Annotated in this window: 24 protein-coding genes; 14 read left to right on the top strand and 10 right to left on the bottom strand. The window is 45.7% G+C overall.

The window, feature by feature from the left end:
* Positions 1-609 precede the first annotated feature (609 nt).
* Positions 610-831, bottom strand: coding sequence for a glycosyltransferase (locus tag QZ938_RS17440; RefSeq protein ID WP_293144122.1), 222 nt, complete (start codon positions 829-831; stop codon positions 610-612).
* A gap of 682 nt (positions 832-1,513) precedes the next feature.
* Positions 1,514-1,741 carry a hypothetical protein gene (locus QZ938_RS17435; RefSeq protein ID WP_293352425.1) on the bottom strand — a complete coding sequence of 76 codons (228 nt, stop codon included), beginning with the start codon at positions 1,739-1,741 and terminating at the stop codon, positions 1,514-1,516.
* A 645-nt stretch (positions 1,742-2,386) separates the two neighbouring features.
* Between QZ938_RS17435 and QZ938_RS17430 the strand changes: the two genes are divergently transcribed.
* On the top strand, positions 2,387-3,025 hold the full coding sequence (locus tag QZ938_RS17430; RefSeq protein WP_293144116.1) for a transaldolase family protein: 639 nt from the start codon (positions 2,387-2,389) through the stop codon (positions 3,023-3,025).
* Positions 3,026-3,238: 213 nt separating this feature from the next.
* On the opposite strand, the gene QZ938_RS17425 is transcribed toward QZ938_RS17430, so the two are convergent.
* Both QZ938_RS17425 and cax read right to left on the bottom strand, forming a co-directional pair.
* Positions 3,239-5,302, bottom strand: a complete 2,064-nt coding sequence (locus QZ938_RS17425; RefSeq protein ID WP_293352427.1) for a serine/threonine-protein kinase — start codon at positions 5,300-5,302, stop codon at positions 3,239-3,241.
* Positions 5,303-6,173: 871 nt separating this feature from the next.
* Positions 6,174-7,295, bottom strand: coding sequence for a calcium/proton exchanger (cax, locus tag QZ938_RS17420; protein WP_293329836.1), 1,122 nt, complete (start codon positions 7,293-7,295; stop codon positions 6,174-6,176).
* A gap of 519 nt (positions 7,296-7,814) precedes the next feature.
* Between cax and nuoB the strand changes: the two genes are divergently transcribed.
* The 9 genes from nuoB to QZ938_RS17375 all read left to right on the top strand — a co-directional run bounded on the left by nuoB (position 7,815) and on the right by QZ938_RS17375 (position 14,889).
* Positions 7,815-8,516: an NADH-quinone oxidoreductase subunit NuoB gene (gene nuoB, locus QZ938_RS17415; RefSeq protein ID WP_293352501.1), complete on the top strand. Its 702-nt coding sequence runs from the start codon at positions 7,815-7,817 to the stop codon at positions 8,514-8,516.
* A 172-nt stretch (positions 8,517-8,688) separates the two neighbouring features.
* The gene (locus tag QZ938_RS17410) at positions 8,689-9,237 is read left to right on the top strand and encodes a GNAT family N-acetyltransferase (RefSeq protein ID WP_293144101.1); all 549 of its coding nucleotides are present in this window, start codon (positions 8,689-8,691) and stop codon (positions 9,235-9,237) included.
* A 212-nt stretch (positions 9,238-9,449) separates the two neighbouring features.
* A complete protein-coding gene (locus QZ938_RS17405) occupies positions 9,450-10,559 on the top strand; it encodes a DUF262 domain-containing protein (protein WP_293352429.1) in 1,110 nt (369 codons plus the stop codon).
* Positions 10,556-11,206, top strand: coding sequence for an MAE_28990/MAE_18760 family HEPN-like nuclease (locus QZ938_RS17400; RefSeq protein WP_293352431.1), 651 nt, complete (start codon positions 10,556-10,558; stop codon positions 11,204-11,206). The genes QZ938_RS17405 and QZ938_RS17400 overlap by 4 nt, the downstream gene beginning before the upstream one ends.
* An 88-nt stretch (positions 11,207-11,294) precedes the next feature.
* Positions 11,295-11,588, top strand: coding sequence for an antibiotic biosynthesis monooxygenase (locus tag QZ938_RS17395; RefSeq protein WP_293352433.1), 294 nt, complete (start codon positions 11,295-11,297; stop codon positions 11,586-11,588).
* Positions 11,589-11,736: 148 nt separating this feature from the next.
* Complete coding sequence (locus QZ938_RS17390; protein WP_293329830.1) at positions 11,737-12,153, top strand: VOC family protein; 417 nt, start codon at positions 11,737-11,739, stop codon at positions 12,151-12,153.
* Positions 12,154-12,265: 112 nt separating this feature from the next.
* The gene (locus QZ938_RS17385; RefSeq protein WP_293144087.1) at positions 12,266-13,162 is read left to right on the top strand and encodes a helix-turn-helix domain-containing protein; all 897 of its coding nucleotides are present in this window, start codon (positions 12,266-12,268) and stop codon (positions 13,160-13,162) included.
* 174 nt (positions 13,163-13,336) lie between these two features.
* On the top strand, positions 13,337-13,819 hold the full coding sequence (locus QZ938_RS17380; protein WP_293352435.1) for a hypothetical protein: 483 nt from the start codon (positions 13,337-13,339) through the stop codon (positions 13,817-13,819).
* Between the two features lie 245 nt (positions 13,820-14,064).
* Positions 14,065-14,889, top strand: coding sequence for a GNAT family N-acetyltransferase (locus QZ938_RS17375; RefSeq protein WP_293352437.1), 825 nt, complete (start codon positions 14,065-14,067; stop codon positions 14,887-14,889).
* A 143-nt stretch (positions 14,890-15,032) separates the two neighbouring features.
* Here the strand turns inward: QZ938_RS17375 and QZ938_RS17370 are convergent, their stop codons facing one another.
* The 3 genes from QZ938_RS17370 to QZ938_RS17360 are packed head-to-tail and all read right to left on the bottom strand — an operon-like array spanning position 15,033 to position 18,355.
* Complete coding sequence (locus QZ938_RS17370; RefSeq protein WP_293352439.1) at positions 15,033-16,532, bottom strand: hypothetical protein; 1,500 nt, start codon at positions 16,530-16,532, stop codon at positions 15,033-15,035.
* Positions 16,533-16,546: 14 nt separating this feature from the next.
* A complete protein-coding gene (locus QZ938_RS17365; protein ID WP_293352441.1) occupies positions 16,547-17,920 on the bottom strand; it encodes an AAA family ATPase in 1,374 nt (457 codons plus the stop codon).
* A gap of 3 nt (positions 17,921-17,923) precedes the next feature.
* Positions 17,924-18,355 carry a HEPN domain-containing protein gene (locus QZ938_RS17360; RefSeq protein WP_293232095.1) on the bottom strand — a complete coding sequence of 144 codons (432 nt, stop codon included), beginning with the start codon at positions 18,353-18,355 and terminating at the stop codon, positions 17,924-17,926.
* Positions 18,356-18,502: 147 nt separating this feature from the next.
* Between QZ938_RS17360 and QZ938_RS17355 the strand changes: the two genes are divergently transcribed.
* The gene (locus tag QZ938_RS17355; protein ID WP_293144066.1) at positions 18,503-18,637 is read left to right on the top strand and encodes a hypothetical protein; all 135 of its coding nucleotides are present in this window, start codon (positions 18,503-18,505) and stop codon (positions 18,635-18,637) included.
* A gap of 321 nt (positions 18,638-18,958) precedes the next feature.
* The gene (locus tag QZ938_RS17350) at positions 18,959-21,742 is read left to right on the top strand and encodes a DUF3536 domain-containing protein (protein ID WP_293352443.1); all 2,784 of its coding nucleotides are present in this window, start codon (positions 18,959-18,961) and stop codon (positions 21,740-21,742) included.
* 70 nt (positions 21,743-21,812) lie between these two features.
* On the opposite strand, the gene QZ938_RS17345 is transcribed toward QZ938_RS17350, so the two are convergent.
* The gene (locus tag QZ938_RS17345) at positions 21,813-21,944 is read right to left on the bottom strand and encodes a hypothetical protein (RefSeq protein WP_293144060.1); all 132 of its coding nucleotides are present in this window, start codon (positions 21,942-21,944) and stop codon (positions 21,813-21,815) included.
* 47 nt (positions 21,945-21,991) lie between these two features.
* Here QZ938_RS17345 and QZ938_RS17340 point away from each other — a divergent pair, with 47 nt between their 5' ends.
* Positions 21,992-22,225 carry a ferredoxin-thioredoxin reductase variable chain gene (locus QZ938_RS17340; RefSeq protein WP_293352445.1) on the top strand — a complete coding sequence of 78 codons (234 nt, stop codon included), beginning with the start codon at positions 21,992-21,994 and terminating at the stop codon, positions 22,223-22,225.
* Positions 22,226-22,402: 177 nt separating this feature from the next.
* On the opposite strand, the gene QZ938_RS17335 is transcribed toward QZ938_RS17340, so the two are convergent.
* Both QZ938_RS17335 and QZ938_RS17330 read right to left on the bottom strand, forming a co-directional pair.
* A complete protein-coding gene (locus QZ938_RS17335; protein ID WP_293352447.1) occupies positions 22,403-23,131 on the bottom strand; it encodes a response regulator transcription factor in 729 nt (242 codons plus the stop codon).
* Between the two features lie 65 nt (positions 23,132-23,196).
* A complete protein-coding gene (locus tag QZ938_RS17330; RefSeq protein ID WP_293329797.1) occupies positions 23,197-24,453 on the bottom strand; it encodes a transposase in 1,257 nt (418 codons plus the stop codon).
* Between the two features lie 870 nt (positions 24,454-25,323).
* On the opposite strand from QZ938_RS17330, the gene QZ938_RS17325 reads away from it, so the two are divergent.
* The gene (locus tag QZ938_RS17325) at positions 25,324-26,184 is read left to right on the top strand and encodes a phycobilisome linker polypeptide (RefSeq protein WP_293144049.1); all 861 of its coding nucleotides are present in this window, start codon (positions 25,324-25,326) and stop codon (positions 26,182-26,184) included.
* The last annotated feature ends 131 nt before the right edge of the window (positions 26,185-26,315 follow it).

The following is a 26,315-nucleotide window of genomic DNA, read 5'->3' as shown; positions in this document are numbered from 1 at the left end:
TCTATAAAAGAACGCAAATTCCCAGGTACGTAGTTGCGCTTGGGCGCTCTTCGCTTATATCTATAAAAGAACGCAAATTCCCAGGTATGTAGTTGCGCTTGGGCGCTCTTCGCTTATATCTATAAAAAAGCGATGATTCCAAGGTATGTAGTTGCGCTTCAGCGCTCTTCGCTTATATCTAGGAAAAAGCGATGATTCCAAGGTATGTAGTTGCGCTTGGGCGCTCTTCGCTTATATCTATAAAAGAACGCAAATTCCCAGGTACGTAGTTGCGCTTGGGCGCTCTTCGCTTATATCTATAAAAGAACGCAAATTCCCAGGTATGTAGTTGCGCTTGGGCGCTCTTCGCTTATATCTATAAAAGAACGCAAATTCCCAGGTACGTAGTTGCGCTTGGGCGCTCTTCGCTTATATCTATAAAAGAACGCAAATTCCCAGGTACGTAGTTGCGCTTGGGCGCTCTTCGCTTATATCTATGAAAGAGCGCCCAAGCGCAACAACGTACCTGTTTATTTATATCTATGAAAGAGCGCCCAAGCGCAACAACATACCTCGACAATAAAACAAAAAATAACATTATCGACAACGATCTTACACCTAAATAGCAGCTTATTCAAGCAGTTTTTCAATCTCATCGCAGGCAACAAAAACACCATTTTGTTCTCCGACAATCCGCTGAAACTCGAATCCCAAGGCTGCAATTTTGGTTTGATATTCCTTGTGGGTTGCAAACACGACATCATGACCGCGTTTTCGCAATTCCAGGGCGATCGCTATTTTGGGATGCAGATCTCCTAAAGAACCAATTGTAGTAACAACAATTCGACTCACCCTCAAAACCTCTCGACTGGCATAACCTCTAGAATAACCCAGTTAATTGCACATTATATTTGTCAGGTGCAACCTCAGCACCGAGATGCCTATCTACAGGGGATAGAGGCGGTTTGGTATCCCCGGATTCCGGGAAATGTCGCCAACATAGCATAAATCGCTATAGCGGTTCTCAGAAAGATTCGCGGACGTTGTTGGGCTTCAGCCCTCTGAGTTTAAGGGGTTATGTAAGCTGTCAGTCATACCTCATCTTTTTGAGAAAGGCTATATATTTGACACAAACTTTTTGCCGTCATCAAAGCGCTGTGGCAAGTGCGCGTTACCCGTCCTCAACCCACTTTTTTGGGGAGCATCTCCCTTTTGTAAAAAGCATTTTTTTGTAGTGCGAGCGTCCCCGATCGCGTATTGTACAATACGCGATCTCTTGAGGTGCTCGCACTGTAAATGCAAAACTGAGATGCTTTCCTTTTTTGGGGTAGTTTAAAGGTATAAAATAAAACTCATCAGCGCTGCGTTTAAGATTTAAGTCATTAAAAAGAGGACTTTAGTCCTCACTACACACGGGATTTTCAAAGAATGAACTAAAATTATTTAATTCCCAGAGTGGTAACTTGTGAATCTAGCAAAAATTACCACTAAACTCATAACTCATAACTTTCCCGTTGCGGTAGCACTTCATAACTTACTTGCGTTTAGAAATTTCTGACAGCTTCCAATCTATGCTCACCATCAAGAAACGTTCTACAGCCTTTAAAGTATCTTGTTGGATATTTTGAATAAGTTGAAACGCATTTTCAGCCTGAACATTTGCCGAGAATTCGTCAGCGGTTGCTGGTGCTTTTTCCGATTGGGCTGGTTGAGAAGACGCCTCAAAGCTGACTTGTGGGTGCTGATTTTCTTTGTCGGTCATTTCTGAGTCACCTCCTTAAGTGATTAGATACATAACCATAACTACAAATAAAACTTATCTGTATCCGGGATTTGGGAAGTAAATTTTTTGGTACCAGAGAATCGCAGTTACCAAAAGAGTTGAAAGTTTTAAATTCGGTTATAAGATATCTTCAACAGCATTTATGCACTTTCCCTCAGAAACCTATTCTTTTTTGGTAAGTCCTGTTGAATTAATACCTCGTATTTTCCGATAAAATAACCGCGCTCCAGTTTTGAGTGAGGAATGCGAGTCCTCCCTGCAAACTAATTTCATTACCCTCGTGACCGCAGGCACGATATTACCAGACAGAATTGGTTAAAAGCCCGCACGCCTGCTCGGGAGAAATTAAAATCACGCTATTCATTACTCCAATCCTCTTCCTTCTAGGTAGAGGCCGCTCTTAAACTGTCAACTGTCAACTGTCAACTGTCAACTGTCAACTGTTGAAGCATTCCTAACTCACACACTGCCAGTGATGCACATCACTGAATTGTTATATTTACTTAACAGTAATATTTCCGAGATTCTGATATTGTTAAAGCTTAACAATTAATTTGACTCCGATCGCTCTCAAGCTGAAAGCAAGAATCTGGAAATTATTAAGAAACTGAAGGTGTAGAGTCGATGGCGATTTATGTTGATACTGCAATTGTAGCGGAAGCAATACGGGCGAGCAAGTTCGGGTGGATAGCGGGAATTACTACTAATCCCACACTTTTGGCAAAAAGCGAGCTATCTCCTGAAGAGACACTAAAACAACTGGCACAACTGATTCCTGGGGAAGTGTACTATCAGCTAACAGCATCGGATTTTGATGGGATGGTAGCAGAAGGAAAAGCGGCTTTTGCATTAATTGGGCAACAAACAGTTTTGAAAGTTCCAGCAACGGCGGCCGGCTTCCAAGCAGTAGCCCATTTGTCGCCGGAAATTCCCTGCGCGGTGACAGCTATTTACAGTGCAGCCCAGGCTGTTGTTGCCGCAGAAGCAGGCGCCAAATATGCGATCGCCTACGTGAATCGTGCCACCCGATTGTTGGGAGACGGTTTTGCCTTAGTGCGGGATATGGCAAATGTTTTGCAGAGAACGAATACAGAGATTTTGGCAGCTAGCATTAAATCGCCGGAAGAAGCAGTAAAGACTTTATTAGCCGGCGCCCATCATTTGACATTGCCTTTGGACGTGTTGCAAGCTATGACACTTCACGAATTGTCGCAGCAAACTGTGGATGAATTTGCCAAAAACGGGCGGGGAATTTTGGGATAATATCAAATCCCTTTGCACAATCTCTTGATTATTTGAAAATTGAAAATTGGGAATTGGGAATTGGTAATTGGTAATTGTTACTTCTTCCCTCTTCCTTCGATCAACTGTCAACTGTCAACGGAGAGGGCAGGCACGGGGGCACTGCCCCTACAACTGTCAACCGTCAACCGTCAACCGTCAACCGTCAACTGCCAACTGCCAACAGTCAACAGACTATGGCATTCGCCAAATTTTAATCGTGCGATCGGGACTGCCGCTGACCAAAGTCTTGTTATCTCTAGAAATAGCCACAGAATTCACAAACTGACCGTGACCAGAAAGAGTGTTTCTTTCTTTCCCCGTCTTCAAATCCCACACTATAATATCTCCGCCCCCGCTAATCAAACTGCGACTGTCGGGACTAAAGGCGATCGTCCTCACCCAGCTCGAATGGCCTTTAAAAGTGCGGGTGCGCTTCCCGTCTTGCACGTTCGACAAACGGATCGTATTATCGCTGCTAGCACTAGCCACAACTTGACCGTTCGGGCTAAAAGCCACAGCATTAACCGCACCCCCGTGACCCGTGATAATTCTTCTGACTTCTCCGGTGTCAAGATTCCACAAACGCACAGTCTTGTCCTCACTGCCACTAGCGAGAGTTTGAGCGTCCCGGCTCAGAGCGATCGCGTTTACTGCTCCGATGTGACCGGTCAAAGTCAGCAACCTGCTGCCGGTTTTGACATTCCACAAGCGAACAGTTTTGTCATCGCTGCCGCTAGCCAGATTTTGACCGTCGCTGCTGAAGGCGATCGCGTTGACAGGGGCTTTGTGAGCAGGAATTGTCCGCACCCGCCGCCCCGTCTTCAAATCCCACAAAATCACATTATTGTCGTTGCCGCCGCTGGCCAAAGTCGAACTGTCCGGGCTCACCGCTAGCGTGTTAACCGATTTTTTAGAATGCACCGGATTCAGAGTCCGCACCAGGCGTCCCGTCTTCAGATTCCAAATTCTAATCGTCCCAAAGCTGGCGCTGACCAAAGTTTGACCGTCCGGCGACAGGGCGATCGCATTTACACTTCCGACATTATCCAAACTTCTTTGCAAAAACTGACTGCTAGGCAAACTAGAAAGCAGCCACACCGGATTTGCCGGAAACACCCCGTAACGCATCGAACCATAAATTTGAGACGCGCCAATACCCAGCATCAAAACAGCAGCGCCCGCCACCAACTTCTTTTTCCAATCTAAAACCTCTTGCTCCGGCTTGTTCAAGCCACCAGAATTCAGAGGTTTGAGGCGGTTGATGGAAGTCTGCTTCGTCGCCCCAGACGCCCCGGAAGTTCCGCGAATTTTAGTTTGCCCCGTCGTCGGCAACTGAGTTGGTAACTGAGTTTCCGCACCGTCAAGATTAATTTCCTCCAAGCACTGCAAAACCATCTGCGGACTTTGAGGTCGATTTCCGGGAAAAGGCGCCATCAGGTAATCGATGACATTAGCCAAGGGGTCGGAAACCTGAGGAGCTCCTTTGCGCCACATTAATCTGCCCGTGCGGGGGTTTTCTGGGAACGCAGTCGGTGGCTTCCCAGTCAACAAATAAACAAAAGTGCGCCCCAGAGCAAAAAAATCCGACTGCGGAACAGCCTTGCCATTAGTTTGTTCGGGCGGCGTATAGCCAGGGGAAACAATACCAGTGACATTTTGCCCCTGGCCCACCTTAGCGAAATAAGTCGCCGACACTTCCCGAGCAGTGCCGAAGTCAATCAGCACTAGCTGCCCGTTCGGCTTGCACATAATATTGTGCGGCTTGATATCCCGATGAAAATAGTTGAGTCGGTGAACTTGGTCTAAAATTTCCGACAGTTGTTTGAGCCAGTTCAGAGCTTGTTCTTGACTGATCGGGCGGCCCCGATGTTTCAGCCAGTCTTGCAAATTGGCCCCAGCAATTTTCTCCATCACCAGACAGTGAAAAGACTCTGTGCTGTGAGCTGGCGAAAATGTAAAATAACCGTCGCGATCGACCTTTGGAATACCTGGATGTCTCAGCCTGACCAATACGTCGGCTTCTTGCTTAAACAGTTCTACAGCTTTGGGATGTTCTTTCAGCAGGACTTTGAGCACTCTTCGGGCGCCGTTGTCGTCCACTTCAAATGTTCTGCCAAAGCCACCGCCTCCGAGAGGCGCGACTAGCCGATATCTACCTTGCAACAAAAGTTCAGACCCGCAGTGGATGCACGCGGATTTACCAGAGTTGGCTGGATCGGAGGGATTCGGGCATTTGGGATTGAGGCAATAACTCACGAAGCCACATAACCCTGATTGAGGTTGCTCTATCAAGTTTTACTTTGGCACTCTCAGCACTTGCTTGTGACTGAGATTCTTGGTTCAACGAAGTCACTTGCTTGCGACTGGATTACTCCAGGTCAAGTAAAGGTGTCTTCTCCTCAAGCGTAAATTCCGGTATGCCCTACCGTACTCGATCGATCGTCTCGATCTAGTCAGGTTTTTGTTCAAATGCGAGTTTTCCTAGACGGCAACACCGATCGGTGTGACTGCGTACTCAACAATCCAGTTAAGTTTTTACGTTGTCTAGTTATACTCAATTTTCAACCTGCGACGATCGTATCACACCCAGTACAAGACTGATGAGCACTCTTGATTTAAATCCTTCGCGTCGCTAAAGTCAAGCGAAGTGAACTCTAGCTCGTTTTCCGCTTTCCATTGTACGATCGCTCCGGAGCACTCTGGAAGGAAGAAATAAAAGAGAGTGGGAGAGGGGGAGAGGGGGAGAGGGGGAGAGGGGGGGACAAACATTTGCCTAATGCCTTTTCCGTCTTCCTTCCTTTTGCTTTCTTCCCTCTTCCGGATGACGGCATAACTGATAGGTAATCGGGAATTCTTCTATCAGTTACATTCGTTAAATCCTGCACATTGCGAATAAGGCCGAACTTCCTTCTTCTTTCTTCCCTCGGAATTCCTTCTTCCCGATGACGGCATAACTGATGGGCGATCGAGAATTCTATCCGTTAAATCCCGCACATTGCGAATAAGGCAGAACTTCCATCTTCCATCTTCCATCTTCCATCTTCCATCTTTCTTCTTCCATCTTCCATCTTCCATCTTCCATCTTCCCTCTTCCCTCTTCCTTCTTCCTTCTTCCTTCTCTAGAATTTTAAACGAGTCCTTCGATGACCGGATGGAAGAAAAACGCCAACGCCAAAACCGCATAAGTAGCCAAGAGCAAAGTACCTTCGAGCCAGTTAGACTTGCCATCAGAACTGATAGAATTCGCAATCAGCACCGACACCGTAACCGCTACGAGGTCAAACGGGTTGAAGTTCAAGTCCATCGGTTTGCCCACGATATAACCCACCAAAACCAACACCGGGGCAACAAACAAAGCAATTTGCAAGCTCGATCCCATAGCCACAGAAACCGACAAATCCATTTTATTTTTCATCGCCACCGTCACCGCCGTCGTGTGTTCGGCAGCATTGCCAATAATCGGCACTAAAATCACCCCGGTAAACAGTGATGTCAGCCCCAAACGCGCCGTCGCTTCTTCTAGAGTACCAACCAGGAGTTCTGACTCGATCGCCACCATGACGGTACAGGCCAACAGTACCGAAATCCACAACGGTAGATTCACCTTGTGGTCGGAACTCTCTGGTGCTAAGTTACTTTCGGCTAATTCTTCGAGACCTTCGACTTCTGCCACCCCTACATCGTAAAGATAACTGTGGGTTTTCATCGAAAACAGCAGAGTCAGCACGTAGACAATAATCAGGACTATAGCAACAGCGCTAGAAAGATTTTGCATAGTTTGTGGAGGGATGCCCCTAGAGGTAACCTGAACCGCCGTCGGCACCAAAATGGCAATCACAGCTAAGTTCATCGCCGAAGCATTCAACCGCGCGACTGTTGGCTGAAATTCTTGTTCTTTGTAGCGCAAGCCGCCTAGCAGCATGGCAAATCCCATCACCAGCAGTAAGTTGCTGATAATTGAACCGGTGATGCTGGCCTTAACAACATCTATTAATCCGGCGTTGAGGGCGACGATGCCGATAATCAATTCCGTGGCATTTCCGAAGGTAGCATTCAGCAAACCCCCCAAGTTGGCGCCGAGGACAACGGCGATTTCTTCAGTAGCCGTACCCATCCAGGCGGCTAAAGGGACGATGGCTAGGGCGGAGGTGATGAAGATTGTGGAGGATTCCCAGCCGAGAAAGTGTCCGGCGATGGAAACTGGGATAAATAGCAGCAGGCTGGAAATTATGTTGGTTGTGTTTAGCATTTAAATTCTGAAAAGCTCCCAACCGTCAATCATAGCCTGCCAAGAAGTTTAGTTAAGGGGGAGGGGGAAAGGAATTCGGTGTTGGTTTAAGGTTGAAAGCTGGGGGTGGGCGATCGCACTTACTCGCGTTTTTTGGTCAGAAGTTGGCGAAGATAGTTAATAAAATTGAAAAGGGCGATCGATAATTTGAAATTTACCAGAAAGAATTGGTTGAAAGCCCGCCCGCCCGATCCGGAGAAATTAAGATCGGACTATTCATTACTCCAATCCTCAAACTTAAGGGTAGAGTTCGCTCTCAAACTGTCAACTGTCAACTGTCAAGCGGTCAACTGTTGAATCAGCCCAGAACTAAACTGCTACAAAGATAAATTGCCTGTTTTGAAGATGAGATCGTGCGCGAGTATCAAGATATCTGACAGTTCGTGGCGAGAGCTAGAATTCGATGCCAGAATTAGAGTGTCAACGAACAACCAACAGCTATATCGTTCCAGGAGTTTTGTCAACATGAATTCACCTGACATGACACGAGATATTGCTTCAGAAGATTTGTCGATCGCCAATCCGGCCGCTTATCCCGAAGTTACGCAACAGCTATCGGAAAACGTAATTTTCACCACAGTCGATGACCTTTACAACTGGGCAAAAATGTCCAGCCTGTATCCGTTGATGTTTGGCACTGCTTGCTGCTTCATTGAGTTTAGCGCCATGCTCGCTTCCCGCTTCGATTTGGATCGATTAGGTGTATTTCCCCGAATGTCTCCCCGACAGGCAGATTTGATGATTACCGCCGGCACAATTACGATGAAGTACGCTCCGGTTTTGGTGCGGCTTTACGAACAAATGCCCGAGCCCAAATACGTGATTGCTATGGGCGCTTGCACGATTACGGGCGGAATGTTTAGTGCAGATTCTCCGACTGTTGTGCGCGGTGTGGACAAGCTAATTCCGGTAGATGTTTATATACCTGGATGTCCGCCGCGGCCAGAAGCAATCATGGATGCGATCGTCAAACTCCGCAAGAAAATTGCCAACGAAAGCTTGCAAGAACGGCAAAAGACGGAACCAACCCACCGCTATTACACCCGCCCTCACCGGATGAACGTTCTGCGGGTAATTCACGACGGAAAATACCTGGAAACCCATCAGGTGCCGCCTGAACTTGTCGCATCGGGATTGCCTGTTGTACGGGAGTTGGAATCGATTCGGGCGATCGAAGTTTAAGTATGATTGAAATTCAAATCTTCCACGATTCTCACCGAATAATATCATCTCCGCAGCCAAGACCACAATAAACAAGGTTTGTAGTGAGGACTTTAGTCCGCATAATTTGAGGACTAAAGTCCTCACTACGAACCGTTGCAAATCACTGTTAATTAACCAGACACCATATGAAATGGATTTTTGTATTCGATTAGCTAGCTTAAAAGATATTCCTAAGCTGACAACTTTAATTCCCGATTCTGCTAGAGCTTTGCAAGCAGACTACTACACTTCTGAGCAGATTGAAGGTGCAATCGGCACAGTCTTTGGAGTTGACAGTCAACTGATTCAAGATCGAACATACTTTGTTGCTGAGCGCGATCGCCAAATTGTCGGTTGCGGTGGTTGGAGCCAGCGAAAAACGCTTTATGGAGGTGATTCAGGCAAAAATAATCAAGAAGACAGCCTGCTCAACCCAGACAGCGACTCAGCAAAGATTCGGGCATTCTTTGTCGATCCAGTATGGGCGCGTCAAGGAATTGGCAGTCAAATTATGCAATCCTCTGAACTGGCTGCTGAGCGTGCTGGATTTAAGGATGTGGAGACGATCGCAACGCTGGCAGGAGAGCCATTTTACACAAAATTTGGCTATCGGGCGATCGAGCAATTTGAAATTCCGCTCCCAAACAATCAGTTTCTCCCCGTTGTCCGTATGTTTAAGATTTTTCTGTGCAGCCGATAAATCAGTAACGATCGAATCAGTATGAAGGTTGTGTCACTAATTTACAATAGAAAATACCTGGAAACTTCAGCAGATCTGATTTCGCATGGTCTTGACAACAAAGTTGACTATTTCTGGGTCTCCTTTCTTCAAATGATCGCCTAGTGATATAATGTCTATGTATTGCCCTGCAATGATAGCTATACATAATAATACTTAGGAATGTTTCAGCCATGCCTCTACAAGAAGAAATTGACAAAACAAGGCAAGAAATTCGGACAGATAGCTACTCAATGTCTATTGGCGAGTGGATCAGCCTTTATGAAAATAATGAAATCGATATTCACCCAGATTTTCAAAGGTTTTTTCGGTGGTCTGATTATCAAAAATCAACTTTTATAGAATCAATTCTTTTAGGCATACCAATTCCACCAATTTTTGTTAGTCAAAGAGATGATGGAATTTGGGATGTGATCGATGGTTTGCAGAGACTCTCAACCATCTATGAATTTGTCGGTCTTTTGAAGCCCGAGAATCAAGAGCCAGATACATCTTTTATCGCTTTACAAAAAACTACTTATTTGCCTTCATTACAAGGAAAAAAATGGGACGATCCAAACGATAAAAATAACTCTTTCACTCAAGCACAGCGTCTATTGATAAAGCGATCCAAGATAGCAGTCAATATAGTTGAAAAAGAAAGCGATAAAATGATTAAGTACGAGCTATTTCAGCGACTCAATACAGGAGGCTCAATTGCTACACCACAAGAAGTAAGAAACTGCATTCTTTTAATGTTGAATAAAGATTTGTATAATTTGATGCGTTCACTGGCAGATCGCGAGTCATTCAAAAGCTGCATTGCTTTGAGCGATCGACTCTATGAAGAACAGTATGATATGGAATTAGTATTGCGTTTTATTCTTCTCTTTGACCAAGATGATGAAAGTCTTAAAAAGTTAGGTGGTGATGTCAGCGAGTTCCTAACCGCTAGAATGCGAGAAATGGCTCTGAAAAAAGATTTGGATAGCAGCCACATAGAGAGAGCGTTTGATGTGACTTTCAATATGCTTAATGAAGCTATGGGAGACGATAGCTTCAAGCGATATAAATCAGATCAGGATAAATTCGTGGGAGGCTTTCTATTATCTGCCTATGAGGTGGTAGCACTAGGAATTGGATACAACTATCAAAATCCGATTCCAACCGACGAAATACCTAATCGTATAAAATGTATTTGGTCAGATCCAATTTATAAACAATGGTCTGGAGCTGGAGTGAATGCAGCAAGACGCTTACCCTATCTGATTCCGCTGGGTACAAAGGTATTTTCACCTTTATGAGCATCCGAACAGCAGAAGAATTAAGTGACAGACTGGCTACGGATCTTTCTTGGCGAAAAAAGGAACTTTCAGAAATGAAATCTATGGTAGAAGCGAAAAATGTTTCCGATCAAAGACATAAAGCATTAGTTCGAGGTGGAGTATGTATTCTCTATTCCCATTGGGAAGGTTTTGTTAAGTTAGCAGCGAACTCTTATCTAGAATATGTAATCTCAAAAAAGCTTACTTATCAGGAGCTTTCTAGTAATTTTTTAGCTTTGGCGATGAAAGAAAAACTTAAGGAAGCAAAAGAGACAAATAAGCCATCATTGTATATACCTGTTTGTGACTTCTTTATTTCCGAATTGAATCAGAGATGTATCCTACCTAAAGATGTAATATCTACTGCATCGAATCTATCTTCTGAAATTTTAAAGGAAATAACTTATATTCTGGGAATTGATTTTTCAATCTACTCTACTAAGTCGGTATTAATTGATACTAAGCTTTTGAAGACAAGGAACGAAATTGCACACGGAAATTATTCGGTGTTTGATAGGGATGAATATCTAGAGTTACACAGAGAAGTTATAGGAATGCTGGATATATTTCGGAACCAAATAGAAAATGCTGCTATTGAGAAAAAATTTATGCAGAAGTGCCCTTAGATAGAGATGCTGCACGCCGAACAACTTTATCGGTGAATACGTTACCCTCGTTGAGGTGCTAGAATTAGCAAAATAGCTGTTTAAACCTATGATATTAGAAGTTGCAATTCTTGATGTTAAACCTAATATGGCTGCTGAGTTTGAAATAGCTTTCAAAACAGCTTCAGCTATTATATCTTCTATGCCGGGGTATATCTCGCACGAGCTGCAACGCTGCATAGAAAACACAAATCGTTATATTTTGTTGGTGCGGTGGCAGAGTTTGGAAGACCATACTGTGGGATTCCGAGAATCGCCAGATTATCAAAAGTGGCGTTCCTTATTGCACCATTTTTACGATCCATTTCCGACAGTCGAACATTATGAAGTCATTTTGTCATGACTTACGTATTAAGACTAAAGAAACCGGATTTTTCACCTAACATGAAGGCTACAGCGAAAAGTTTTTGTCAAAAAGCCCGGTTTCTAACCTCCGCTGCATCCAGGAGTATTTGCAAAGTTTTAAGTCTAAAGCATGGAGGAAATTTCAAATGATTGATATAGGTTTAACTCACATCGCACTCCCAGTTTCCGATGTTGAGAAAAGTATTGAATTCTACTCGAAGTATGCTGGGATGCAGGTCGTTCACCGCCGGATTGATGCAGCAGCAGGTGTTGCTGTCGTATGGCTTTCTGACGGCACTCGTCCTTTTGTAATTGTGCTCATTCAGACAAACTCTGTACATCCAGTTTTGTCTCCGCTGGCACACCTTGGGGTTGGTTGCAAGAGCAGGGAATATATGGATTCTCTATGCGATAACGCACGTCAAGAAGGCGTACTGGTTGATGAACCAAAAGATTCTGGATATCCGATCGGCTATTGGGCTTTTTTGCGAGACCCGGACGGCCATACTCTGGAACTATCCTACGGGCAAGAAATTGGATTTACGGTGGAGAAGGTTGGCTGAAAATAGGCTGTGCAGGGGCTTCACTGCACTTGCACAGCACGGTGAGGGCGGACGAAAGGGGGCGGGACAGCAGTCGCATATAATTGGAATAGTCCTGAACGGTAAATGTGCCATGCAGCATCATCAACCGTCAATTGCTCGATCGCCCCGCGAGTATGTGAGTCTGTTTCCCCGTCCACCGCACTTGACCAGTTTTGCAACGCAGTGGCAAGGAATCTCAGTGATTACCATGCGACAGTCACCCTACGAACTTCCCGAAGTTTGCATTCCACTGGATGGCGTTGGTATCTTTACAAGTTGCAATGTCTCAGAACGATCGATCGATGGCATTTCTAAGAGCGAGTCAACTAATGTTGGAGATATTGTAGTTGTTCCTGCGAATATTGGTCATAGCGTTCGCTGGTTCACTGAAGGAGAGATGATTGTCATTGGGCTAGATACTTCTTTGGTTGCCCGTGCGATCGATGATGCAGCCTATTTCACTCAAACCGAACTATTGCCCCATTTTTCTACGCCCGATCCTTTGGTGTATCAACTTGGTTTGTCGCTTAAATCTGTTCTCGAACAAGATCCTGCTGGCAGTCGCTTGTATGCAGAAACCGCAGCGGCAATGCTGTCGGTACATCTACTGCAAAAGTACGGTAAACGGAAACTGGAATTTAAAGACTACACGGATGGATTGCCTCGGTCTATACTGCGTCAAGTTATTGAGTATATTGAAGCAAATCTCGGTGGCGAGTTAGGATTGGCAGACTTGGCGGCAATTGCCAATCTGAGCCCGCACTACTTTACGCGCTTGTTTAAGAAATCCACTGGATTGACGCCACATCAATTTGTGATTCGGTGTCGGGTGGAACGGGCAAAAACTTTACTGCTAGCTGGAAAAGAGTCGATCGCGGAAATTGCCCAACAAGTTGGATTTGCCAATCAAGCGCATTTGAACGTTCACATCAAGCGATTGTTGGGTGTCACCCCAAAAATGATTCTCGAACACCGCAAGAATCTATAAAAAATCGCAAGAATCTAAAAGATGGAGAGGGGCGAGCCTTACTATGTTGGTAGTAGTCCATCAGGATGTGTACCTGACAACTCTACACAGATTCTTGTATCCCCAAAGTCGCTCTCAGGGCAGCGTCATTACACTCCCATTTAGTCCACAACTACAGATCTCAAGAGAGGTTTTATGATCCATCACATTTCCGTTTCCGCTCAAAACCCCCAGCACGTCGCCCAAGTCCTGGCAGAAATCCTCAAAGGTCAAGCGGTGCCCTTTCAAGTTCATCCAAACAGCTACATGGTCATCGCGATGGATGAACACGGTACAGCCATTGAAGTCTTGCCTTCGGGAGTGGAAATCAGTCCGGGTTCCGGGCCGGATGGGTGCAGTTTTATGCACAATCCTCAAGCGTCTCAATTGACAGCAACTCATGCCGCCGTGTCCGTCCCTAGCAGTCAAACTGAAATTGAACAGATTGGGAAGCGAGAAGGTTGGCGGGTTGTCCGCTGCGATCGCGAATCTTTCTTTGATGTGATTGAGTTCTGGGTAGAAAACCATTTGCTGATAGAACTCCTAACGCCAGAGATGACCGCCAAATATTTGGCATTCACTCAACAGCCGGATGTGCTGAAGAACTTTGTAGCTGCACCCACTGAGGCGATCGCGTAAATTACGAGAGGCGCAAGCAGACAACTAAAATTAATTACGCGACTCGTGCGGCAAGTATCTCCGAATTCTTAAATAATTCGGAGATATTAATTGTTGGTAATTTTTATATTTTTAACGGGTATCTCTCCCAATGAACATCTCTATTCGACTGCTTCAAAAAAATGAGTTATCGACGGCTGAACATATTTTTAGACTAGCGTTTGGTACTTTTATTGGATTGCCTGAACCCAGATTTTTGTGCTGATATGAACTATGTTCGCACGCGATCGCAAATCGATCCGACAGCGGCTTTTGCCGCCGAGGTTGATGGGCAGCTAGTTGGCTCAAATATAGCTATTTGTTGGGGGAGTGTCGGTTTTTTTGGGCCGCTGAGCGTTCATCCTGACTTCTGGGGTCGAGGTGTTGCTCAACGTTTGATTGAATGTGCGATCGACAAATTCTCAAAATGGGGGACGGTACAGGCGGGTTTATTTACTTTTCCCAACAGCCCAAAACACCATGCGCTGTATCATAAATTCGGGTTCTACCCGCGTTTTCTGACATTTATAATGGTAAAACCCATTGAGTCGGTTGAGTTGGACTTACCAGTCACAAAATACTCTGAGCTAAGTCTACAGGAGCGATCGCACTTTCTGAAAGAATGTTATCAACTGACAGATGCTATTTATCCAGGGCTGGACTTATCGCGGGAGATTTTGGCTGTTGACGCTCAAAACTTGGGCGATACGGTTTTACTGTGGGATGACAAAGGTTTGGCAGGATTTGCTGTTTGTCATTGCGGTGCGGGTAGCGAAGCTGGTTCTGATGTATGTTACGTCAAATTTGGAGCTGTGCGATCGGGAGTGCAAGCAGGCGAACTGTTTGAACAGTTGCTCGATGTCTGTGAAGCCTTTGGGGCGAGTCAAAAAATGTTGCGTCTCAGGGCTGGAGTGAATACGAGCCATGATGGCGCTTATAGCAGAATGGTCGATCGCAATTTTCGCACTGAAAGTACAGGTTTAGTAATGCACAGACCCAACGATCCCGGTTACAATCGACCGGAGGTTTTTGTATTGGATGATTGGCGCTAAGGCAAACAAGTTTGACGATTTTTTTAGTTCTTGAGGCAATTTTACTTCTTTTTAATTGGATCGTCATTTTGGTAATAATTTCAGCGTTCAAAGACTGAGCCTCAACAGTAAGGTAAGAGATAGCTTGCCAAATATCGTTAATATTACTTTGGACGTTTAACCCCTCCTCTCCGTTTAACTTGAAAGCCATACAAATAGATTTCAGGCATATTAATACGTCCATCAGAACGAGTTTCTACAACCCCAAGTAGAAGTAAATATTGCAAAAATTCTTCAGGGTTAGTGGTGGGTGGTTGTTTTTCCAGTTGTTCACTCCATTTGGTTGATTTAACTGCATCTAAAAACTTCTCCCTTGGTATGGGAGCTTCTAGACCAACTAAACTCGTTTTGAGAGATTCTAACCAGGGATACTCATCTTGCAATTCCCTGATTCGATCTTCTGAGGTACGTGTTAAAGCCGCCTGCAAGTCAGAAGGTTGCAAAAGTTCTTTAGTGTCTTCCACAATAGAGTTCGATTCCCTTCTATCTTTTGCTGATAATGCAAATAACTTCAGAAAAGAACGTGGCGCAATTCTACCGCCAGCATCCTGAAGGTGATTAGGAATCCAACGATAGGTAATTCCTTTTTTAGGATTAGCCCCCATATACTTACCAATCATCTTTTCGATAAGTTCTTCAAACAATTTCTCGTTTGATGTTGCAGTCCATCCCAAGCTAGTTCTGTTTTCAATAATCAACTCTGGGATTTTTTGTAAATATTCTGTCATTTCAGGGCCAGAGTTCGCCAGTCGTTTGACAAAAAGTTGATAAAGCCATGAAGGTTTCCATTCCAATTCAACCTGATGACCTCGCAGTTTGGAAGCATCGGGAAAACTCAAAAATTCCTCTCGAAATAAATCGGTACGCAAAAATATTTTGGGGCGTATTCTCTCCCAACGTCGCCATCTATCTAGCCACAAAGCTAAAAGTTGACGAATGGGATTTGCTAAGGCCATGTAGGAAGTAACTAATCGATCTAATTCATCATAAGTGACAAATAACCAATCATCAGTCTCAAGGAGTTTTTCGTCTAATTTATCTAAGACATAATTTAAATGTTCAATATTTTTATTGACTAGGGGCAGCCACTCTGACAATAGAGATAATTTCCCTTTGAGGACATTAACGATTTCCGGTTCTATTGCTTCAAGAAGAAAATCTTTTAGCTTAAATTCTTCTTGCTCTAGGATGACACCTAACATTAAACCGATCCAGAAGCTACGCCATTCAATATTTGTAGCTTCTTGCATTTGACGCTCAACAATGTCTGGTATGGGAAATCGCTTTTCTGCTGTGCGAGTCCGCCCAAAGCCAGCTATCCACGTCGTTTGGCTCAAAGGAGGTAATCCTCTAATTCTCAAACTTTCAACCAAGGCTTCCCGTCCAGAAGGGATGGCTAGTAAACGGAATAATTCTGTTTTTCCTACCCCGCGTCCTCCTAGTATTAACAAGATATTGGGTTCTAAAGCATAGCGATAATTTGGAATCGGTAAGAAATTTTTTAAGAACTTCTCCTCATTATCACTTTCGTGCTCAGCCGTACCCATTCCGGGAGCAATTTCACCGATCAATTCTAGTAGTTTTTGTTGGTTAAATTCACTCATTTTTTGATGCTTGTTTATCTACTTTTTTCAAGGTTAAAATTAAATATTTCGCATAATTTTCTAGCAATATCCTGATAAGGGGAATTAGTCATTATCCTTACAATGTCTGACAGCCGACTTGCTTCTTCAGGGGTTAAATTACGGATAAATAGGGCTATGTCTCCTCGTAGATTTTCCTGATATGGTATAACAAAAGGGGTAAATGGCTCCCCTATATTAGTTGAATTAGGAACAGTTTCATCTTCAGAATAATAGTTATCTTGAAAAATCGTATAGGCTTGTTCTCGAAATCCTGCTAACTCTTGCTCCCTGCCCGGTATTCCTAATGCTGGAGCCATCGAATGTACGAGAATTAATGGTAAACGCTGATCGACTCCAGGGCTTGCTAAATGGCGTATTACATGAGTTAGTCCCGCCCAACTTTGGCGTGATTGAGTTCCAAAGATAACTGCTGCATGGGAAAGATTGGCAATCGCCAAGCCACCAATATCGTGAAAACCAGCCCGCGCATCCATTAGAATAAAATCTAAAGGTTTTGCTGCACTTTGTAATTCTTTTAACATATCTCCCATTGTACTTCGCAGTTCACCACCGACGAGATTCTGAAAATCCAATCGTGCTAATTTTTCTAAGTAATCTCGATCTACTGTACCCGCCGGAAGTAATTTCAGGTCTTCGCCATTATCTCCTAGCAAAGTTGGTTCAGTAAGATTTTTGATGTGAGTGCTAAGTTTCCAATCGTTTCCTTGAATCTTCTTTTCTAATAAATAATCAATTACACCAGGATTATTGGAGTTGTCTGGTGAAAAAATTGTAGCAAGACCGGGTGCTTCTAAATCGAGGTCAACAATGGCAACTCGATGACCGTTACGGGCTAAAGTTAATGCAGTAGCAACGAGGGTACTGGTTCGTCCGACACCTCCTTTGAATGAGAAAAAAGATACGATCGCAGGCTTACGCTTTTCATAGACTAATTCCTCTTTCCAAGGTGGTTCACCTACGTTGTTATCTGTCCAGGCCTGTTTAGCAATGTGACGCTCAAGAACATACCATCGAAGCGAATCTGATTCATCATCCCAAGGGGCAAAAACTCTTTCTTTCTCGATAGTATCAATTAAGGCTTTGTAAGCATCATTTTCTCCCGCTGGCAACCAGATATCAGTGCCGTAATAAGGGCCAAGTTTTTGAGAAAGAAGCTGAGCGAGGCCAGTAGTATTAACTTCTTGTGGTTTTTGACCTTCCGATAAATTAAGAAAAAGTCTAATTTTTCCATTGACATCACGAATAATGGTGACAGACTGAAGCTTAGGCACAAGTTCAGATACAATGCTTGGTTCATTAAAACATTCCTTTACTCGCTCAAATGTTTCACCAAAAGCGATCGTCATGTGTTAAATATCCTTGCTGGAAATTGAGCCATTTAGCACTAATTTGGGGATGATTTCTCGGTAAATTTCTTCGGCACGTTGAACAGCTAACTTTGCTTCTTCCTCAGTCCAAAGCTGAGACTTGGCGTATCTCCTCTCTGGGTGATCTTGGGCTAGAACAGTGCCAGCTATTCTTGAAGCAGGAAGTTGCCGATCCAAAATGGGATAAAGAACCCGCAAGCGTTCCATTGCTCTTCCATCAAGTTCCTGGAGGTCGTGTCCATACTTTTTTACGGCACCTTTATCATCTTTAAAGTATAGCTCCACAAGTAGTTTAAATGAACATTCCACGACATAGGCAGCAAGGTAAACAGCGTTGTCCCAGCGTTGGGTTTGCAGGAGAATTTGGGCATCCTGTAAATGCCTGCCTGCTGAGTTGGAAAACGACTCTTGCATTGTCTATGTAACCAATACTTCGGACAGTTGCAGTATAATCATTTTCTGGATTAGTCCGGTACAGTCCTCCGCAATGTCTACGATCGCCCCCGATACCATCCAAATGAACTTTCGGGAGGAGAAGCACAGCAACAGTACAGTAAAGCGGTGCAACAGACCCCTCAGCAGCCAAAATTTTGGCTGTTGAGGGGTTTCACCCTGTTGTTAACTTTCAGCAGCACAACTACCATCGATCGCCAAAGATTAAATTTTTCCGGGGAAAACTTGCCATTTAATGAATAAGACTTTAAAATGCAGCAATGTAAATATAAACTCTCAACGAGCAGCCCTGCACGCACTAACCTGAAATGGGTCGAAAGTGCCACAAAGCAGCAACAGCTAACTTTTATAACTCTTTCAACAGCAAAGCATTGGCAGAAAAACTCAGGGATCGACGGTTGATATATTGCAACGAATGCTTTGCTCGAAATACTACAAATGAATCAAAAATTATCTGGCAAAATTTAGCACCTACAGATGCCTAGCCCAAACGCCTGCTGCGTAAGGTTTAACTTACTGATTAGGCTGGTTTTCATGTCTTTAACTACTTGAGGATTCGATCGCATGGTTTCGATTTCTAAAACTCAGTCCGACTTGCTCTCTGTGTCTGCGCCAACGGTGACGGCTGCCACCCAAAGCACCGCCGCTACAGCAACTGGAGTGTGTATCACGGTTCACGGTCACTTTTATCAGCCACCTCGGGAAAACCCTTATCTGGACGCGATCGAACGCCAAGCCAGTGCGTCTCCCTTCCATGACTGGAACGAACGCATTGACAACGAGTGCTACCGCCCGAACGCCTTTGCGCGCATACTCAACGATCGCGGTGAAGTCGCGGGGATCGTCAACAACTACGAATATCTCAGCTTCAACATCGGCCCGACCCTGATGAGCTGGCTGGAACGCTACGACAGTTCAGTCTACCAGCGGATTCTGGAAGCCGATCGCAAAAGCTCTCAACGCCTCAACGGTCACGGCAACGCGATCGCCCAAGTGTACAATCACATCATCATGCCGCTGGCGAACGAGCGAGACAAATACACCCAAATTCGCTGGGGGATCGCAGATTTTCGCTCTAGATTCGATCGCCATCCCGAAGGAATGTGGCTCGCCGAAACCGCAGTAGACTACGCCACCCTGGAAGTTTTGGTGGCTGAAGGCATTCGTTTTATTGTCTTAGCCCCCTCCCAAGCCGAACGCTGCCGCCCGCTAATCGGGCAAAACCAAGAAGGACAACAAGAAACAGATGGCGAATGGCACGAAGTCGGCGGCGGCCAAATCGATCCGACTCGCCCCTACCGCTGCTATTTGAAGCCGGAAATGCGCTTGATGGCTGACCACCAACTTTCGCCCCTGAGCACTTACCACTTTACTCGCGGACACGGCCAGCAGTCCTCAGCCCCAAATCCTAACACTCCCTACATCGATATCTTTTTCTACGACGGGCCGATCTCGCGAGATATGGGTTTCAACGACGTTCTCAGCAGCAGCAACCACTTGGCGGGGCGCTTGGGTCAAGCAGTGCGGGGAGACCACAGACCGGCTCAATTAATCTCCGTGGCGACAGATGGCGAAACTTTCGGCCACCACAAAAACAGTACGGAAAAATGTCTCGCCTACGCTTTCACAGAAGAGTTTCCCCGCCGCGGCTGGACTGTGACAAATTATGCTCATTATTTAGGTCAAAATCCCAGCACTTGGGAAGTGGAACTCAAACCGGTGACGGCTTGGAGTTGTTCTCACGGGGTCGATCGCTGGCAAGATGATTGTGGGTGCGGTGGCGGTGGCGGGTGGCACCTCCTGTGGCGCAAGCCTTTGCGCGATACTCTAAATTGGCTGCGCGATCGACTGATTCCGATTTATGAGGAAGCGGGGCGCAAGCTGTTTCGCGATCCCTGGAAAGCTAGAGATGAATATATTGATGTCATCCGCGATCGATCGCCCGCTAACGTTGACAGTTTCCTCCAACGCCATCAAATTCGCGAACTCGATGCCGCCGAACAGGTAGACGCCCTGCGCCTCCTGGAAATGCAGCGCCACACTTTGTTAATGTTCACTAGCTGCGGCTGGTTTTTTGAAGAAGTCTCTCGCCCCGAAGGCGTGCAAATTTTGCGCTACGCAGCCAGGGCGCTGGAATTAGCCGGGGAAGTTGCTGGTGTGCACCTCGAAAAGGATTTTATCGATCGACTAGCCCTAATACCCAGCAACGTTGACTCTTTCAAAACGGGTGCAGAAGTTTACCGCCAACTGGTGACGACGGCCCAAGTCAGTCTCAAACAAGTAGCCGCCCACTACGCGATTAGTTCTCTGTTTGCCAAATATCCCCGCGAACAGCGAGTTTACTGCTATCAGGCCGAACAGGAAGATTTCCAAATTCAGCGCATGGGTTCGATGACTCTGGCCGTGGGTCAATTGCAGTTAACCTCGGAAATTACCCGGGAAACAGAGGTTTTTGTGTTTGCTGCATTCCACCTCGGGGGCTGGGACTTCCACTGCTGCATTCAACCTTTCGGCAGCCGCCGGTCTTACACTATGCTCAAAGAGCGGTTGTTTGGAGTTCTGGAAGAAGCTTCGGCGGCCCACGCGATTCTGGAAATGGTGCGGTTGTTTGGGGATCAGTCCTTTAGCTTGCGGGATTTATTTGCTGAGGAACGCCACCGCATCGTGCAGTTGCTGAGTCAGGAAAATTTGACTCGCTTGGATCAACTTTACACTCAGGTTTATCGGGAAAATTACGGGGTGATGATGGCTTTCCACCGCGACGAGTTGCCGGTGCCGCTAGAGTTGCAGGTGGCTGCTGAGGTGGCTTTGGGACACCGCTGTTTGACGGCGGCGAAGGCGCTGGAACTGGAAACGGAGGACGCGGAGTCGCTGCTGGCGGAAATTGAGGCGATCGCCACTGAAGCTGGCAACCTCCGCAGCCGGTTGAATGTTCCTGAAGTCAAGCAAATTTTGGAACGGCTGGTTTGGCGTTCTCTAGACACGCTACTGCAAGCAGGATCCGGCGCGGACGAACGATCGTCTGTCAAGTTAGAAGCTGATATCCGCTACATCGAGCGTTTGATAGCTGTGGGCGATCGGCTGAGTCTGGGTTTGTGTTTGGACAAATCCCAGGAACTCTATTTCGATTCTCTGTACAGTCAAATTGTGCCTCTGTGTTTGGGCTGGCTGCAACGGCAAGCTGCTTCGACGGGCGATAATAAGGTTGACCCTGTTACCTTGGATACCGCCAGCTCAGAGGGCGGCTGGGAGTTGCCTTCGATCCGGCAGTTGTTGGAGTTGGGTCAAACTCTTGCCGTTGATGTTGAGTGTTGGTTGGATCAATTAAGCCGATCGCTCGTCGATTAGCCTGCATCAATTCCGGCACAGCAGAATCCGCCCGATCGGTTTAAATGCCGATCGGGCGGTGGGGATCGAATCAGAGTCGATCGGCATTCAGGCTTCCCGGAATCGAAGTACCGACAAACAACCGCCAATTTTCTTTGAGTATTCGCTCTACTTCTGTGGGAAGATGAAAAGACTGTCCCCAAAGCCTAAAGGTGTTCTGCACTTGCAGGCTTTGTAGAGTTTTGAAGAAAGAAAACTAAATTTTTACCTATGAAAATTGGCGATCGCGTTTGCGTTAAAAACTCTGTTGTTGTCTACCACCACCCGGAAAATCGCAGTCAACCAGTTGAGATTAAGGGTATGGAAGGAGAAGTCGTGGCGATCGTTCACGAATGGCAAGGCAGACCAGTCAGTGCTAATTGGCCGGTGCTAGTTCAGTTTGACAAAAAATTTCGAGCTCACTTCAAAGAAGATGAAGTAGAATTGGTTTCTGCTGAAGCCTAGCTTTAGTATTGTTTTGTTCTGTTAGATCCCCGACTTATTTAATAAGAAGTCGGGGAGCTGGTTATTATATTCTGGACGATCGATTGATTATAATAATATGTCGGCAGGGACGGGTTTTTGAGATGGTCATTTGAGATTGTCAATTATTGGCGGGTATTGTTGGTGAAGTGAATGTTTTCAACGTGTAGTTTTCAATTCCTCTAGAGGAGTTTTGATCGTATTTGTACTGGAATCTGATTGCTTGAGACGATAGCCCATACTGTGAACTGTCTCAATTAAATCTTCAGCAGATCCCGCAGCTTTGAGTTTTTGACGCAAACCTCTAATGTGAACCTTGACAGTATTTTCTTCTGGAGGAGATTCCAACGACCAGACGTGTTCGATCATGACACTTCGACTGAGAACGCGGCGACCATTTCGCAAAAGCAGTTCCAGAAGCGCGTATTCTTTGGGCGTGAGATGCAGTGGAGTTTTCCTGTAGGTGACTTCATAGGTGCTGGGGTTGAGCCGAATTTCTTCCCATTCTAAAATCGGCCCAGAAGTGCTACTACCTCGACGCAATAAGGCTCGAATCCGAGCAAATAGTTTTTGCAAGTCCACGGGTTTGACTACATAATCATCAGCCCCAGCATCCAGCCCATTAATTTCATCACTGAGGGTGTCACGGGCTGTGATCATGAGGACAGGCATAGTATAGCCGTGCGATCGCAATCGATGGCAAAGGCTAATTCCATCGAGTTCTGGTAACATCAAATCTAGTAGCAGCAAATCATAGTTGAGCATCTTTGCTTGATGCCATCCAGATTCCCCATCGGTAACTATATCAACAACATAGCGCTGGTCTGTCAAGGCTTCTGCCAAGGTTTCTGCAAGGCGCAGATCGTCTTCAACCAAGAGAATCCTCATAATAAAGAGGCTGGGGGAAAGTACAAAACCACTTAGTAAATTACCCACCGCCAATTGTTTCGTGCTTACGCACTCACAATATGGCGGGGGCTTTCAATAGCCCTGAGATGGTCGTGCAAAGAGCAAGACAATCCCGAACCTTTAGGCTGATTTACGACAGCCCCAAGAGCAGCAATATTCCGGCTGCCATTCAAATCCGCATCACCAATCCAGCCACAATGTCCACAAGAAAACTTTTTACCACTCCGATAGGATTCACCACGAACGGGATGAATATGGTTGCAATTGTGGCAAGTTTGGCTGGTATATCTAGGGTCGATAAATATAAGATGTACGCCATGCTTAATCGCTTTATATATCAATAATTGTCGCAACTGGAAAAACGCCCAACTATTACTCAACCTTCGCTCTTTCTTGGTGCGAGGGAGTTGGTTGGTACGATCTCTAATTCCGGTCAAATCTTCCAAAGCAATGGCTTGTTTGCTCGATTTTGCCCTAGCTATCAGCCTGTGGCTGATGGTGTGATTTACCAATTCCTGAAAGCGTTTCTCCTTGCCCGACAACCGTTTCAACAATTCTCGACATCTGCGTCGAGTGCAACGCGAGCCTCTCGTGGCTTTTTGTTGGATATTCGCTCTCAAGGAAGCGTAATGATTTCTAACTTTGGTAATTTCTTTACCGCTAAACTTATCCCCTTCAGATGTAACAACAATGTCGGTTCTACCCAAATCGCAGCCCAAAACCTTAGAGGTTTTCTCCGGTTCTGGTGGCGTAGATTCAAGCTGGATATTCAGATAGTAAGTACCATCTTTGCGCTTACACAAAGTCGCTGTTTTAGGCTTGTGTCCCTTCAACAATCCGATCTGGTAGTTGCCGATAGCCAGGTTAAATCGCTCTCTACCATCGATAGTTGTCAAACTTACCGTCCAGTCTTTCTCCCTGAAGGAAAAGGTACGGGCATCGTAAGTCGCGCTGGTAGGGGCAAAACTCCCAACTGGTTTACCGTCCTTTTTAGCCGTCTTCCTGTTGCCAGAAACCCGTCTAATCGCGTGGATAGCCAACTGAGCCGAAAGCCCAAATTTAGCCCTGACATCGTGATAAACCAAGGACTGGATCGCCAACTCATTCATCAGAGTTGGTTGTACAGTTTCGTTCACGTATCCGCAAGCAGCAGCAAACGCCCGAAGAGTTCCGTCAATTTTGGCGGACTGTTCGGGTGTTACTTGGAGTTTGCAGGATACTGTCAGGACTTGCTTCATGAGTTCATTGTATCTCAATACGTGAAACTTTGGCAAGAGCAAGGAATTTGCTCGTCTCGTCATCCATCTGCCCATCTGCCAAGAGCGTCGCTTGATGGATTATGGGCAGATGGAATCCTCACCTCGCGCGAATTCCTCCCACCGCTGACAAACATCGCGAGTACGCTCGTTGTACAGCGGGGGACTCCTTCTGTTCGAGTTGACTTTTAGACAAGATTGAGTTAACGAACCAGAGCGGTCTAATGCAAATAGGGCTAGGGCGATCGCCATTCTAGCTCCTCAACATCTTATTCGCATTTGGGCCCCAAATTTTACCGATTTGCGATCGAGATGTCAACAAGTTTTGACCCAAGTGAAGCTCACAAACCATCGGCAAAAGTTTTATTAACAAATATTGCCAAAAATCACGATTGATTACTTATTGAGAATCTTTCCGATTTCTTTACCATTCTCTGACTCATTTCTTTACTTGTTCTATGTAATTGTAGGTAGGATCGGCACTTGGATGGGGCAACCTTTCCCACCCACTTGATAGTTAATTTGGGAGATTAGTGTTAAGTCAGTAACTCAGCCCTAAAGGGACTGAGCTTGTAAGAGATATCTCTCGCGAGCTGTACTGACGGGCCTAAGTCTTAACTGACTACGTTATTTGAGTCACGACACTCCTTGAATGCGACGCCAGTTTTCCGCTCTGTCGCTAGTAGTTAAACAGTCTTAAAGTCACGCTCGACAGTGCTGCTAGCCTAAAAAGCTTTTATAACATTGGCGAGGCGAACATTACTCTCGCAAGAGAGATCGAGGCAACCATACCTCACTGGAGGGGCAACCATACCCCTCCAACCCCGCAAGGGGATTCAAGGCGGTTGAAACGGCTCTTGAAGTTTCCCACGAGCGGGCTAAAGCCACTGAGTTTCCCACTTACCGAACTTTTTTATGACTTTTGGACCAGCTTCAAGATTGGGAGTGAGCCTGTTTGATGAAACCCCACCAATAGAGCGGGTTACAGGTAACTCCAATGAAGACCTTGAAACCATCATTCAGGCAGTATACCGACAAGTTTTGGGAAATGCCTACGTGATGGAGAGCGAACGCCTCACCGTTTGTGAATCGCAGTTTAAACGCGATGAACTGACGGTACGGGAGTTTGTGCGTCGGGTTGCTAAGTCTGACTTGTATCGATCGCGATTTTTCGATAGTTGTGCTCGTTATCGCGCGATCGAACTCAACTTTAGACATCTACTTGGCCGCCCACCGCTAGATCTCGAAGAAATGCGGAGCAAAAGTACCATTCTGGATACCAAAGGCTTTGAGGCTGAGATCGATTCTTATCTCGATAGCGACGAATACCAGAATACTTTTGGAGATGACATTGTTCCCTACATCCGGGGATACAAAACCGAAGCTTGTCAAAGCATGGTGCAGTTTACCCATACCTTCGAGTTGGTGCGAGGTGCTTCTAGCAGCAGCTTGAAGGGAAATCTCGCTGGTAAGAGTCCGCGTTTGAATTCCCTAGTAATTCAGGGCACGCCAACCGCCGTAATTTCTCCAGCCAGCAGCGGATCGACATTCCGCAATCCATCCGGTAGTGCTCGGACTCGTCATGGCGCTGGATCGGATGAAAACGGCAAAGTCTATCGCATTGAAGTTACCGGCTATCGCGCCAATGTGGTGAATCGGATTTCCAAGTTTCGCCGCAGCAACCAAGTTTACCTGGTGTCGTTTAACGAACTATCCGAAACCTATCAACGGATTCACAAACAAGGTGGGACGATCGCTAGTATCACCCCTGTCTAGTCAAATTTTGGTCAAATTCTGACCGGAAACTATCGAGACTAACGCCTAAAAACGTTCATAAAACTGATTTTTTGCCTTTGAAGCAGGCTGTTGACAGTTGACAGTTGACAGTTGACAGTTGACAGTTGACC

This window comes from Microcoleus sp. CAWBG27, assembly GCF_020883145.1.
In the GTDB taxonomy this organism is placed as follows: Bacteria; Cyanobacteriota; Cyanobacteriia; order Cyanobacteriales; family Microcoleaceae; genus Microcoleus.
Note: the sequence above shows the minus strand (reverse complement) of the source record. Positions and strands in the feature narration are given on the sequence as shown.

What these genes read in the sequence shown, in the direction of transcription:
- QZ938_RS17390 (WP_293329830.1), top strand. Translation starts at nt 11,737, where the DNA reads ATGATTGATATAGGTTTAACTCACATCGCACTCCCAGTTTCCGATGTT.
- QZ938_RS17375 (WP_293352437.1), top strand. Translation starts at nt 14,065, where the DNA reads ATGAACTATGTTCGCACGCGATCGCAAATCGATCCGACAGCGGCTTTT.
- nuoB (WP_293352501.1), top strand. Translation starts at nt 7,815, where the DNA reads ATGACACGAGATATTGCTTCAGAAGATTTGTCGATCGCCAATCCGGCC.
- cax (WP_293329836.1), bottom strand. Translation starts at nt 7,295, where the DNA reads ATGCTAAACACAACCAACATAATTTCCAGCCTGCTGCTATTTATCCCA.
- QZ938_RS17435 (WP_293352425.1), bottom strand. Translation starts at nt 1,741, where the DNA reads ATGACCGACAAAGAAAATCAGCACCCACAAGTCAGCTTTGAGGCGTCT.
- QZ938_RS17360 (WP_293232095.1), bottom strand. Translation starts at nt 18,355, where the DNA reads ATGCAAGAGTCGTTTTCCAACTCAGCAGGCAGGCATTTACAGGATGCC.
- QZ938_RS17410 (WP_293144101.1), top strand. Translation starts at nt 8,689, where the DNA reads ATGGATTTTTGTATTCGATTAGCTAGCTTAAAAGATATTCCTAAGCTG.
- QZ938_RS17340 (WP_293352445.1), top strand. Translation starts at nt 21,992, where the DNA reads ATGAAAATTGGCGATCGCGTTTGCGTTAAAAACTCTGTTGTTGTCTAC.
- QZ938_RS17385 (WP_293144087.1), top strand. Translation starts at nt 12,266, where the DNA reads ATGCAGCATCATCAACCGTCAATTGCTCGATCGCCCCGCGAGTATGTG.
- QZ938_RS17395 (WP_293352433.1), top strand. Translation starts at nt 11,295, where the DNA reads ATGATATTAGAAGTTGCAATTCTTGATGTTAAACCTAATATGGCTGCT.
- QZ938_RS17365 (WP_293352441.1), bottom strand. Translation starts at nt 17,920, where the DNA reads ATGACGATCGCTTTTGGTGAAACATTTGAGCGAGTAAAGGAATGTTTT.
- QZ938_RS17430 (WP_293144116.1), top strand. Translation starts at nt 2,387, where the DNA reads ATGGCGATTTATGTTGATACTGCAATTGTAGCGGAAGCAATACGGGCG.
- QZ938_RS17380 (WP_293352435.1), top strand. Translation starts at nt 13,337, where the DNA reads ATGATCCATCACATTTCCGTTTCCGCTCAAAACCCCCAGCACGTCGCC.
- QZ938_RS17405 (WP_293352429.1), top strand. Translation starts at nt 9,450, where the DNA reads ATGCCTCTACAAGAAGAAATTGACAAAACAAGGCAAGAAATTCGGACA.
- QZ938_RS17330 (WP_293329797.1), bottom strand. Translation starts at nt 24,453, where the DNA reads ATGACGAGACGAGCAAATTCCTTGCTCTTGCCAAAGTTTCACGTATTG.
- QZ938_RS17370 (WP_293352439.1), bottom strand. Translation starts at nt 16,532, where the DNA reads ATGAGTGAATTTAACCAACAAAAACTACTAGAATTGATCGGTGAAATT.
- QZ938_RS17325 (WP_293144049.1), top strand. Translation starts at nt 25,324, where the DNA reads ATGACTTTTGGACCAGCTTCAAGATTGGGAGTGAGCCTGTTTGATGAA.
- QZ938_RS17400 (WP_293352431.1), top strand. Translation starts at nt 10,556, where the DNA reads ATGAGCATCCGAACAGCAGAAGAATTAAGTGACAGACTGGCTACGGAT.
- QZ938_RS17350 (WP_293352443.1), top strand. Translation starts at nt 18,959, where the DNA reads ATGGTTTCGATTTCTAAAACTCAGTCCGACTTGCTCTCTGTGTCTGCG.
- QZ938_RS17335 (WP_293352447.1), bottom strand. Translation starts at nt 23,131, where the DNA reads ATGAGGATTCTCTTGGTTGAAGACGATCTGCGCCTTGCAGAAACCTTG.